Annotated in this window: 5 protein-coding genes; 3 read left to right on the plus strand and 2 right to left on the minus strand. The window is 53.0% G+C overall.

What is annotated here, in order from left to right; all coding sequences use genetic code 11:
* Positions 1 to 39 precede the first annotated feature (39 nt).
* Both ACK59Z_RS15800 and ACK59Z_RS15805 read right to left on the minus strand, forming a co-directional pair.
* Complete coding sequence (locus tag ACK59Z_RS15800) at positions 40 to 5148, minus strand: RHS repeat-associated core domain-containing protein (RefSeq protein ID WP_108190457.1); 5109 nt, start codon at positions 5146 to 5148, stop codon at positions 40 to 42.
* A gap of 11 nt (positions 5149 to 5159) precedes the next feature.
* Positions 5160 to 5603 (minus strand): hypothetical protein, encoded by a 444-nt coding sequence (locus tag ACK59Z_RS15805; protein WP_146174555.1) that lies wholly within the window; start codon positions 5601 to 5603, stop codon positions 5160 to 5162.
* Between the two features lie 263 nt (positions 5604 to 5866).
* On the opposite strand from ACK59Z_RS15805, the gene ACK59Z_RS15810 reads away from it, so the two are divergent.
* From ACK59Z_RS15810 to ACK59Z_RS15820, 3 genes are all read left to right on the plus strand, one after another.
* Positions 5867 to 7651 carry a hypothetical protein gene (locus tag ACK59Z_RS15810; protein WP_108190455.1) on the plus strand — a complete coding sequence of 595 codons (1785 nt, stop codon included), beginning with the start codon at positions 5867 to 5869 and terminating at the stop codon, positions 7649 to 7651.
* A gap of 361 nt (positions 7652 to 8012) precedes the next feature.
* Positions 8013 to 10178 (plus strand): hypothetical protein, encoded by a 2166-nt coding sequence (locus ACK59Z_RS15815; protein WP_146174554.1) that lies wholly within the window; start codon positions 8013 to 8015, stop codon positions 10176 to 10178.
* 2 nt (positions 10179 to 10180) lie between these two features.
* Positions 10181 to 12985, plus strand: coding sequence for a hypothetical protein (locus tag ACK59Z_RS15820; protein ID WP_108190453.1), 2805 nt, complete (start codon positions 10181 to 10183; stop codon positions 12983 to 12985).
* Positions 12986 to 13015: the final 30 nt, after the last annotated feature.

Genomic DNA, 13015 nt, shown 5'->3' on the forward strand with positions numbered 1-13015 from the left:
AGCGACACCCCAGCGCATGCTTATCTCGAGTTATTATGGTTAAGTTCTGATGTTCCAAGGGTCAGTAACTTTTCTTCCATCCCCGCTCCATTGAGGTCTAGGGGGCGTTTGCCCTGATGTATGCACTTCCACTTCCACTTGCACTTGCGCTGATGGATTTACGGTGTTTGCCGAGGGAACTTCTTCACTGATTATGTTGGTGGTTGTCGAGCTGTCGCTGGTAGGTTTAACGGGTTGGGTAGGCGAACTATCATTACCCGGCGCTCCCCCTGCACTCGCACGCCTACTCGATTGTGCAGGGTTCACTGGTCTTGCGTTATTTAGACTTGCGCGGGGGATATTCGTTGAGCTGGCGGGTAAATTCGATGCCACGTCGTCCGCCTGGTTAAGGAGGCTAGTAGTGGACGTTATGGAAGATCTGGCCGATGTGGAAGCAGTTTTAATTACTATACTGACCCGTCTGGCGGCGGTGAAAGTACGGAACATTGAGATTAGTGCTCCAGTACCGACAAGGCCTGTAACCGCCGAAACCCCGAACCCAAAATACTGCAGAAGGTTCGCAGTCTCTGGGTCTTTGGAAGCAGCCGAAAAACCTTGCAGAGTTGTGGCAATCCCTTGCCCGATAACTGCGACCCCCGCTTTGATTAATGTGCTGGTCGCCACGGCCGCGCCCGATAGTAGAGGCGCTACAAATAATCCGACTGCTAGCGTAAAGATAAGCGCTGACACGGTGAACATTAGCCATGGCATATCCGACCCCTTGGGTGTGGGTGGCGGATCCACGAATTCCGGTGGTTGGTCTCCCGCTGATATCGAGGCGGCTCGGTGGCCGGTAGGGTCTCTCCATCTCACCGGGTTCCCCAGTGCATACACATAAGGATTGGGGCCTGATACTTCAGGGGGCATCGAGTCCGGGCTGTGGAAGCGCATCAGGTTGGGGTTGTAGGCACGATAACCGCTGCCAAGCAAGTACCAGCCCAGCCCCACTTCGCGCACTTCACCATTGAATGCCAGTAGGCTGCGCATGCCATTATCAGTGGGCTGTTCACCGTACGCGCTGTAGCTGGCATGACGGGTGCCATCGGCGTCTACTTCCGCAACGACACTGCCGGCAGGGTCGGTGAGCAGCAACTGGTTGGTGTCCTGGTTCGTTCGTTGTATGCCCACTGCCTGGCCGTTGCTATAAAGGTACTGGGTGAGCACATCATTTTCCCGTGTACAGTCCAAGCTGTTGCCCAGATAGCGCCGCTGCACTTGGGTCTTGCCAGCCGCTACGGTGGCGAGCAGTTGGTCATGACCGTCGTACAAGTACTTCATCAACTCAACGTCATTGGCCTCGAGCACACGGTGCAAGCGGCCATGGGAATCATATTCCAGCTTACGCCCTTGTTCGTCGTTGAGCATGTTGCCTCGCGCGTCGTAGGCGAATGTCTGCTCTTCACGATAATCCTCGAGCAAGGTGTGGTTCACCTTGGTCAGCTGGAAACTGCCGTCATCGGCATAGGAGAATCTTGCGATGTCCCTGTTTTTATCGGCGAAATCGGTTCTGCAGCGTTGCAGGTTGTCCAGCGCATCGAATTCGAATGTTTGCGAAATGATCGAGCGGCCCGCTGCATTTCGCGGTAATGCTTGCCTGCGTTCGCCGTCTTCCTCTTCATTATCCCAGTCGCCTTCGAAGTCGTGGATGACCAGGCGATCCAGGTCGTCATAGTCGAACCATTCCCTGCGGATGAACGCGTTCTCATCCTCATCACTGTTACGGTACAAGGTTCGCGAATCAAGGTGGGTGCCATCTCGCCATTGCAGCACCAGCACCCAGATTTCTCCGTTGGCATCGAGAATGCGCCGATGTTGTCGGCCTAGTGCGTCGTACGTCTGGGTTGTGCGTACGTAGCGTTTTGAATCGCGGGTGGTCGTGTGCTCCAGTAGCCCTTCGCTATTGTACTCCAGCGTGCATTGCAGCTCGCCTTGGGTGACGGTGCGCAGCCGCCCCTGCGCGTCATAGCCGTAGTGGCAGGCACTACCATCGCTGTGCTTACGGAAAGTCACCAGGCCTTGCAGCGAGTACATATTCTCGATGCCGTAATTGGGCTGCCCCTGCACTTCCCAGTGCTCTTCGGCCAGGTAACCTTGGTCGGTATAATGGTAAGTTCGCTTGCCGTTGCTGTTGGCAGCCGAGGCAATTTTCGCGTCTTCTGAGAAATAGCCAAAATCCGCCTCATCCGGCGCATGAGGCTGCGATGTATTTTCGAACGTCGCTATTACCCGGGTGGGTTCGATGGTGAGGTTTGGCGTGTGCTCGTAGTGGGTGACATGCGTACGTTTGTCCGCACTTGCGCTATTACTGACGGAGCGCTTTACGATCAGTTGCGTCAGCCCCCGGTACTCGTATGTTTCAACTCGAGGGCCTACTTCCATGCGAGTCAGGCGATCAAGCCCATCATAGTTTCGCTTGCACACGGCCTGCGCTGGCTCGTTATTGGTATCAAGCACTTCCAGCAGGGTAGTCAATTCGGTGATGCTGTGCGCTGCAAAGGTGCGCCGGAGTTTGCTACCGCCTGGCCGAACGGTTTCGCACATGCGTCCCCAGTGATCATAGGTGTACTCGGTGACCAACGCTTTCTGCTTGCGCGCTTGCGTAGGGGTGAAGGACTCTTTTATGCAGCGGGCCAGCCCATCGTATGTATAATCGGTGCGGTCGATTTGAACCCAAGAGATGAGCTTTGTCTTTTTGTCTTTTACCGGCAACAGTTTGTATTGATACAGCGGTTTGCCGGCGCGGTTAGTCTCCTCGACGCGGAGCAGTTGTTTATCGTCGGGTTTCTCGGGGCTCACCAGCCACGTCGTCGTCTTGTTACCCTCTGTACCGAAAGGCGAGAACTCCGTGATTTCTTGTACGTTGTCCGGGTGAGTGACACAGCAGCGCTGTCCCCAGGCATCGTATGCGTAACGCTTGGTCAGTTCGATGACCGTCTCGGTAGGGGTGTGGCCATCGGCAGGCGCAGGGGCAGGGAGGTAATCGAAGCGTGTTTCACTTTCTACTCGTCCGATGGAGTCATACCAAACTTCGGCCGTTTTGCGGGTGACTGTCTTGTCAGGGGCGTTCAGGTCTTTCAGTATGCGCTCTTCTCGGATGGGGCGGTCGAGCCCGTCGTAATAGATGCGGCTGACGACTTGCTTAGCGTTGGTGACTTGGGTGTAGCAGAGCAAGCGGTTGTCTTCAGTGACGCTGCCATATTGATAAACAAGCGTAGCTGGATTGTCTTCCGGCGATACAGTCTGTTCCAGCAGGCGGTTGAGGGAGTCATAGCGGTAGCGGGTGACCACGCCGTTAGCATCTTCATCTTCGATGATGCTGTTACGAAGCGAAGAGTGAATACAGGTCGATGTCTTTTCGATCGTACCGCCGTGGGGGGTAAACGTGGCAGTGGTCTTTTGGTAGGTTGACTTTCCCTGTTCATCCTGGACTTTCTCATAGTGCCAGCGGGTCGTAGCCGTGCAGGCACCGAGCGTGCTCATCCTCGCGTTGGAGCGCCCATGCAGGAAAACATTGCCAGGCACGTTCAGGTAGCTCATCTCGAGGTGGTGCAACCGTTGCTCGGTTTCATTGCCTGCGTCATCCAAGGTGACGACCAGTTTATCTTCACTTCCTGCGACTAACCAATGACTTGCCTGTTGCAGCGAGGCTGTTGCGCTTAGCAACGGCATCTCTTTGTAGGTGTATCGGGTACGAATGATTGGCGCGGGTTTATCGGTCGTGGCATCGTTGGCTGGATAAATGGTAAGGCTTTCGAGGTTGCGCTTGAAACCTTCCGGGTCCGCTGGACAGCCGACGCCCCCACTCGGGAGATAGTAGGTACGCACCATCCGTCTGCCATCGGGGTGCAATTCTTCTAAAAGGTTGCCTGCCTTGTCGTAAATAGTGGTGAGGGTCTCGTCACGACGATCAACGGGGTTGCCTTTGACGGTCCAGGTCTTGGTGACCTTGCGGGGTAACTGCAGGCGTTCATCCTGGGATGCAAAATTGCCAGTGCTATCGTGATACTCGTTTGTCAACGTTTCGGTGCAGCCGGACTCTTCGGTAACCTGCTTGGTCAGCAGATGGAAGCGGTTGAATGTGCGTGTGACGGTGCGTAGCACTTCTTCGTTGTAGAGGTGCTTGACGGTGGAGGTGTAGTTGAACTCGCTGCCGGTAAACTTGTACAACTGGTCCTGATTATAGTCCTCCTCCCAGGCGACACCCGCTGCGCCATTGCCCAAGAAGTTATTACTGCTGAAACTGTATTCGGACGTTATGAATGTTGTTTTATCCAGCGGGTTGGGCTTTGCGGTATGGTGGGTTGCACAAGGAACGAAGAGGTTTACGCCAGGTAGTTTGTGCCCCTGTTCCTTATAAGTGACGGTTTCTTCGCCGCCACGCGGATTAACCAGCTTCTCCAGGCAGCGCAAGGAGCCGTAGGTAACATAATTAAACGTCCAGCTTGTTTGCTCTGTGGAGGGCATGGTCAGCGTACGCAGTTCTTCACCCTCGAATCCCATTTTTATAGAAGCATGGGCTTCAGTGTCAGGATGAAGGTCCAGCACGGTCTGATGGTCACCGTTGGGCGTTACCGTGAGGAGTTTTTGCCCGTTGTCGTCATGGATAGATTCAAGTTCGCCGGTGCTTTCGTTGTAGCCTAATGTAATGCCGTGGCCAGAGGGTGCCATAACACGTGTGGGCAGATACGACCGGGGGTCGGCTTTAAGCGGCTCAAGGATCTCGACCAAGCCTGCCTTATGAGCTATCCGGTAGCGTTTGCGTTTATCGTCGCTGATATTTTCAATATGAAAATTCTTTATTTTTTGCTCATGCACCACGATAGGTTGATTCGCGCCATTGTCAGCGATCGCGTAGCTTTCCCCTGTGTGCAGGTCCAATACATCGCTGTCCAGGTTGTATCGACTTAGTTTCAGAGACCAGCCGATGCCAAATCCCGCGTTCAACTCACTCAGCGGGTTGAAAGTCAATTTCAAGGGGAGTTCTGGGCCCTGCAGATCATTGGCGTTCAAGGGCGGAATTTCAATAGAAAACGTGTAGAGTCCTGTGCGTGGGTCGACACTGCCTTGGGTATAGCTCATAAAATTGGTGGCGTTGGACTGAATGGCCATGAAAGGTGTCCTTATTTAGCGGTGGGGCGGCGGCCGGCGGATGTTTTTACGATAATTCGGCCCAACGAGTCACGAGCGGCTGGGGTTGTCGACTTGTCGACAACGAGCATGCCAAGTGCTGTGATTATGAAGTCGTCCTTGGCGTAACGGTTTACATATTGATCGATATCGTACAGTTGGAGGTCGGAGGGTGCATGCGTTGTTTTTAGTTTCATCCACCACACCGGCACATCGCCATTCATGTCTTTTGATTGCAATTCTATAGTGGTGGCTGATGGAATATTGACCATGTGAATTTTCCTGGCTTTGATGCCACTGATAGTAAGGTGATAAGGTTCATCACTTCCCTCGCCACCAATTGTCCATGATCTGTAGTCACCGCCGCCCCCATCACCAGTTGTTGCTGAATGGACGGTAATGATGCCACCTTGAGTGGGTGAGTATTCGTGAGACATGGTCGTAACTCCTGGTTAATTAACTGACTATCAGCCTATCAACGTAAGCGATGCAGGGTGCTCAGGCAGGGTAAAGCGAGCGGCCGCGTCAGGCACCTAGCAGAAATGATAGGTGCATGGTGGGACGGGCCGGTTGTGCGCCGAGTACGTGCGGCGACCTAGTATTTTTGCTAGTTGTCCGAGTTTGGCTTCAGGCCTATAAACGGTAAGCAATTGTTGCTCGCTGAGCGTAGCGGGTAATCCAAGAGTGAGGCCGATATTGTATGAAAGACAATAAACAGGGGCTGGAAAAGCCCCGCATTCAAGGATTGAACGCTGATAATGAGATCGACCTGGATCAATTGGGTACCAGCCATCTGGTAACCTATATAAGGTACCCGGGTATGACGTCCACCGACCTGGTAAGCCCGAATTGGCTAGGTGCCAATGCGGTTGGGGATGCTTTTGACGATGTCGGTGCTACTTATCTTGTTGGGGATGTTGACCCCGCGGTAGGTCTGAAGGTCGAAATACTCAATTCTGTGGTTCGAGGTGCTGAAGGGGGGGAGGCGTTTTATTCCTATACAGTGAATGGAAGTGCGAACTCATTGCGCACTTTCTGCTTCGTCGGCGTCAGGCCAAAAGCACCCAGCGAAGGGTTATCGGCCATTCTTGCCGTGCAGTCGCATAGCCTGATAATCAAGCCTGATGAGTTGGAAAGCGTCGGCGTCATGTTCATTGTAATGCCCTATCAGGCCATGCAACTCGACGATGAGATTACCTTCACATTTCAGGGGTTTGATGAGGACGGTTTTGCCGATCCGCCTGAGATCGAAAAATTAACGGTAACCAAAGAGCACTTCGGTAACAAACCGTTAATGTTCACGGTGGGTAAGAATATCTTTCGCTTCATCGATCCGGGCACTGCCCAAGTCTCCTACAGTGTCACTTTCGCAGACGGTAAATCCTTGGACTCTCCTGTCCAGAACTTTGTCATCGACTCAGATGCCACGCTGCCAGCCCCTCTGGCTGCTCCGCGCATTGCGGGGCATACCCCAGGAGAGCCATTGGACCCTGGGAAGTTTCGGGATGGATTGGCAGTCCATATTGACGGCTACCCAGGTATGTCGATTTCCGATCACGTAACTTTGTATTGGCGCAGTCCAGTACGCGACGTGTTTACCCCCGTTCGTGTCGACGCTAGCACGCACACCGTAGGCGCCATTGTGCTGCATGTGCCTGTGGACCTCGTGCTGGAAAATCAAGCATTGAACGTCAGTCTTTCCTATATGTTCAGCCGAGAAGGCGCAAGTTTGCAGTCGCAGTCGCTGGCGGTCGCTATTGATACCACGCGTGTGCTGTCCGTGCCTCTGATCAAAATCGCAGACCCTGACGAAGATCAGGTCCACCACGGCACCATGACTGCTTCAAGCGGTCAGGGTGGTGTTCGGGTTGAGGTGCCAGATGTGCTGCTGCCAGGTGAAAGCGTGGAAGTTCATTGGCGTGGCTGGCCGGGATTGGGTGAGTACGTTGCCAAAGTACCCGACGGGGCCAATTCGCTTGTTGTGCCTGAAGAATTTGTACCGGCAAACATGGGGCGCGGCATGCGCGACCAAAGCAGGCGCTTTGAAGTGGCGTACCGTGTGCTTGGCAAGGACACCTCGTTGGACTCTGTCCCTTACCATTTAAGGATTACCCCACTCGATAGCGCTGTATATCCGCAGATCCAATGTGAAGGTGTAAGTGAAGGGCGTTTGTCACGATCACAGGTACCGCCTGGCGGGGCTGAGCTCACGCTGGGTACCTGGTCGTTCGGCCGGGCTGGACAGCTTCTTAATATCTGGGTCACCGGGGTGGGACCCGCTGGAGATCTCTCTGAATACATACGTACAGCCTCTGCACCCGTCACGGTAGACGAAGCAGATGCAGGGGTCAGTGCAAAGTTGTCAAAGGAATTCCTTAATAAGTTAACAGAGGGTGAACAGTTTACGTTACATGTTGCTTTGAGCTTCGATGGTGGGGCGTTTTATAGAACATTCCCAATAATGAGCATAACGCTGGATTCGTGAAAATCAGCTGGTCTTTGGGTGTTCTAGGGTTTCAGTACTAATAGTATTTTTATGTTTATACTTTCTGTGGAGAAAAATGGATATGCCTAGGCCAACGTTTAGTAAGTATCTGAGCCACCTCCGAGCGAAGCCGGCATCTCAAGGTTGGGGGGCCCTGCTTGTCTATGATCGCTTCAGGGCCAATAGGCTTCTGGCGCAGGAGCATATCCAGCGTTTGGATAACAGTGGGTGGTTGCCACGTATTAGTTTCAAGAAAGATTCTGAAGACAATTCCTGGACCGAGGGTTTCGATTTGGTACTGGATAAGCCTCTGCTTTCGTTCGTCAACTCCACTATATCAGGATCCAAGGCTCTGTTGAGCATGAACGTCATTAGTGGAGTGCTCACTCAATTGCGACAGGGGAGTGGCGGTGGACAGCCTGAAGTAATAGCTTACTCCGTAGTGAACCCTTTGAATGGGCCGGCGGTGCGGATTGAAATACTCCTGAATGATACAGATGGTGGCAATATCGATACAGAAGGCCGTGTGACGCTTGATCTTTCAAAAGGCCTTGGCTACACCTTTGAAGTTGACGGTTGGGGGGAGCTGAACATGAAGCTCGGTGAAGCAATCAAACTTGAGTTTGAAAAATGGGACGAAGCGGATAGGGTCTGGGAGCTCAATGTTATCAAGCGTATCGAGGGGGAGGTTAATCCGATAAGGTTCGCTGTTCGGACTCATTCGATGAAAAACGCCAAGGACATAAATGCCGTCAGTGAAGAAGAACAGGGTGAGGGTGCCGTTCTAGTGGGGGTTGCGTTCGATGAGGATACAGTCGGGACGTGGCCATCGGCGGATGGTGATATGCCGTACTTATTACCTTCGCCGGAGAATACAGACGAAGATCCGTATACCATGAGTATTATTTTTCATAATGAGCTCTGGGTCAGGAGTGGTTTTTGGAATATGGTGGCTACCATTCCTGGGGTGTCAAATATTCTTGTGGAAAAGGATCAGCACGATTTTTACTCTACTTTAAAATCGGATGTTCAGCTTCATTCGCCTGGCTACACTGATCATACGATTAGACGTTATGGGGATTATAATTTTACCACCTATAGGTGGCCGGATCTGGATTTTTCTGGAAACTTTAGAATTGTGCACACGGATGATGTGTTCAGTATTGACTGGACAGTGATCAGTGATACGAAAGAAATGGTTGTTATTTTTAATGGTCCGAGTGGGGATCGCCGGCATGATCCAGACTTTAACATTACTATTTCGGTGAGAACCAAACTTAAGATTTCGATCGTTGGGAGTGGGGATCGGTTTGGTGAGGTTGAGGTTCAGCCGGGCCCGGTGGAGGTGGAGTATGAGATGTCGGCTTGGGGGGGGGAGAGCTCCTATATTAATAATCATGTCATCACCGCATTTGATGACTACATAAAGCCTCATGTGCAGAGCGCAGTGGATGAGCTCTCAACTAAAATTGCAGGGATCGCAGCGGCGGTCAAGCCGGTCAATGTGCTACGTCTTAACAGCCTTTTGTTCCGTAGCGATGATATCGCTACCCCAAGGGTGTTGGTAACGCCTGGGGATCTTGCGATGCTAGGAGACCTTGCACCCAGGTTGACGTCCTTCGCTGTGGAGCCGCTCGAAGCGAAAGTGAGCGCGGCCCCGGGTAAGACGGTTACTTTCCATGTCGAACCCGCTGTTGTTGGCGAAGTAGCCTGGAGCGTGCAAGGTTTGCCCGGTGACTCGGGTAATGTTGGCAGTATTACGCAAGGGGTCTACACGCCACCTGATATCGGATCGCTGACCGACGGCTACAAGCGGGTCATCGTGACCGCCACTGCAAATGGCAATTCAAGCAGCGCAGTGGTAACCGTCGTGGCGGATAGCGTTGCGGTATACCCTTTGTATAAAGTTGCACAGTTTAGCCAAGATCAAACTTCCCGCCGTTACGTTTTGACGGGTGGTGATATCGCAGGTGAGCTGAGATGGGAAATGACCAGTGGAAGCAAAGGTACCATCCGTGAGGCTGAGGACGGTGATTCGGACCTGGTCATTCCAGTAGACAAGAATGTGCGGATCTATGTATCGCCACCCAGGTTGCCCGGAGCGGGGCCGATTGCCTCACGTGTCCATGTGGATGGCGTAGAGGTTTCGGCAGGTGGGCAGAAACAAACCATCGATATCATCCTCCCTTGGACAACCACTTCAGGGATGATCAAAACCACTAAGCAACGCGAATTAGCCTTCAAGTTGGTGCTGGCCTATTACGATTCGGATGCGCAGGAAGAGATTGAATTGACCCCGGCAGAGACCACCTGGGAAGTGCTCAAAGGCACCGGCACGCTCGACCCTGCCACTGGCATCTACACGGCTGGGCCGGATGAAGGTCCCTACATCATCGTTGCCGCTTGTGAAAATCCAGCACCTCGTCTAGCAATCTGGAGTTTCTCGGCTATCCCGGTTTCGCGCTTTGACGACTATCAGGCGTTTGTCGAACATGTTCGTATTCATAGTGGCCAGAGGAAAGACTGATCATGACTTCTAATTCTAAAAGTGCGTTATTGGAAATACTGGGCAAAGGTGATGCGATGCACGGTTGGGGGGCGATACTTGCACTTGGCCGTGATAAGGTCAACCAACTGATCGAGGCGCAGTTCATCGAGAATTTCAACCATCAAGACTTCATCAAGCCCATCACTGATCAATATTACAGCGATAGCAACTATAGCGAGCTTGTTGTGTTGGATGGCGTGATGCTTGGGCCGCCGACACTGTCTTTCGAGCAGTCATCAGGCCGCACCAGCACGGTTACGGTGGCCATGGAGTTGATCGCCGGCCGTTGCAGCGCGCAGGAGACTTCACCCGGTAATGCCAGCCGGCTTCGTAGAAGCCATGAGTTGGCCAAAGGGATGGGGTACACGCTGCAGATGCAGGCAAAACTTGTGGTGGTGCCTGTGCCAGGTAGCAAGCAACAGCAACTGGCGATTGATTTTGGCCAGGCTACCGATCCGGTGTGCAACCTTGCCTTTGCCGGTGATGCAGCGCGCAAAATGGGCGAATTCTTCCTTAAGCAGTTGCGCCAACAGCCGGACTTCAAACAAATATTCGGTTTCATCAACATTGCCCCAATTAGCAATGATGTACTGACGATTGACAGGATTGACCCCATTGCACAAAAGGCCCCAGAAGGCGCAGGGCAGGGCAGCCAGCCAGGGGCAGATGGCGCTGTACTGCTGCTGATGCAGTTACGGGGTGATGCCAATCCGGGTGTGATTCCGGATGCGTTTACGTATTTGCTGCCACTCAAGGACGAACCGGGGGACGGGAATTTCAGTGCCACGCTATTGTTGGGCAAGATCAGGGCAACGTTCAGCACAGACCTCGGATCTGGTTTGCTCTCACAACTGATCATGCCAGAGGGCTATGTAGTTAGCATTCGGGAAGAGCACGACCCGCATGACAAAGTTTTGTTCGGCGACGTTTGGCCCAGTACTAGTATCTGCCAGCTCTTGCCTCCTATCAGTCACCTTGGCGCAGGAGAGAGCTTGACCTACACGACGGGTTGTGATAACAGCCTTTCTGGCTGGGAGGCCCGTGATATTACTAGCCCACGAGCAGCGGGCACAATCGATAGCGGCGTCTACAGCAGCAGGCCAAGTGGCGAGTTGGCGAGCGCTCAGCGTGTGGTTGTAGTATCAGCAAAAGTTTCAGATCAGCCTGATGCAGCCACCCGTTCAGCCTTGTTGGTAGAGTCTTCGGAGCCGCTGATAATTTCGCCGCGGGTAATCGTTTGGTATTCGGGTCAAGACCCTATCAACTTCACCAGTAATGCTATCGGTAATATCGAATGGAAACCGCTAGGCGAAAAAATGGGAGAGTTGGTCAAGGATGCCAACGACCCTCGACGGGCGGTATTTACGCCTGCTGAGTCTTCTGATGTGTTGGTGCGGGTGCAGCGTGTGGAAGTCAGTGTCGGCGAGGCCAGGGGCCATGCAACGGTCGTGATGCTGAAGGCCGAACCTAAGTTGGATGTCGCGCCCTATTACGTGCCCACCCTTAGACCCGGAACCACACAGACATTCTCGCTTGATGATCCCCAGACGCGTTGGGAAAACTATGGGCCTGGAGAAATCGATCCTGGGACCGGCGTTTACCGGGCACCTGATCAGCCGGATGGAGAGGCCAGCGTTGTCGTCGGTTATGCGGGTCGCTTTTTCGGCGTTGCCGTAGTCGAACATTATGCAGGCGTGTCTGCGCAAGCCTTTGGCTTGGCGGAGCGCTGGAAAGCACTCAAAGAGTTTAGCCTTACACTGAACAACAAAAACCGAAACAAAGTGTGGGCCAATGGGTACCAACAAGTCGGTATCGATATCGTCATCGCCACTCACAGTTTCACAGATGGAAACGGGGAGGACGTTTGGGATCCCGTTAATGACACGGAACTGAGTACGCTGGTTCTGCTTGACGAAATAGGTAACGAAATTCCTTATTTGACGCCTGATCAGTTAGGTATTCCAGCGGATAGCCCTGAATTGTGGATGGCGAGAAAAAAACGTAACCACTTCGATTATTATCCAGTGGACGGTCCGGGTGCGGCAGGCGAAGTGCGCGGGGCAGAAGAGGGTAAGCGCACAGTGACGTTGTTTGTGCATTCGAAGTCGGCGGAAGTGGCCAGGTTCAAAGCGAAGTTTCAGGATTACAATAGAGGGTGGAGGAACTCGGTAGATATCGACGAAGCCAAAGGCAAGGTTGAAATATCGGGAATCAAAACTCCAGAACCTAGTTTGAACTCCTACTTATGGCCAAACCAGGGTGGTAAAAGGGTTGCAGAGTCCCAGGGCTTTACCGAGGGCGACGACGCTTTCAATTATTGGCATCGCACCACCGACTATTGGCAGTTATCTGGAAACGGCATTAGCTTTGTCGAGGTCGCGTTCGAATCTGCCTCGATGATTAGGTGGGAGTCAGAACAGATAGCTGAAACTTTTGGCACTTACACAGGCATCGTTTTCAAGCCGCGACGGCCCCTGGAGGCTCCGCCAGTACCCATAGCGGTACAGTATCAGGCTGAGCTGCAATTACTCAGCAAATTGCCAGAAGTTAAGGTAACGCTCGATACCAAGCTCAAAGGGCAGGGGGAGCCATCTGAGGGGGCGCTGATTATTACCCTGGAGCGAGTCCCGGATCTGGGGTACTGGTCCCCCACTCGCTATCGCGATGTGCTCGAAGGTGCCATGAAGTTTTCCTTGATCGATAATTATGGTACGACGCACAGGCTGAAGGTTCTGTTTGGCAGCGGTATGGGCGGCCGAAACGTTTTGGAACTGCAGCTGCAGTGATTTCCCAATAAACTATCCACTTGAGGAGAT

The organism is Pseudomonas sp. KCJK9058 (genome assembly GCF_046230975.1).
GTDB classification, from domain to species: Bacteria; Pseudomonadota; Gammaproteobacteria; order Pseudomonadales; family Pseudomonadaceae; genus Aquipseudomonas; species Aquipseudomonas alloputida.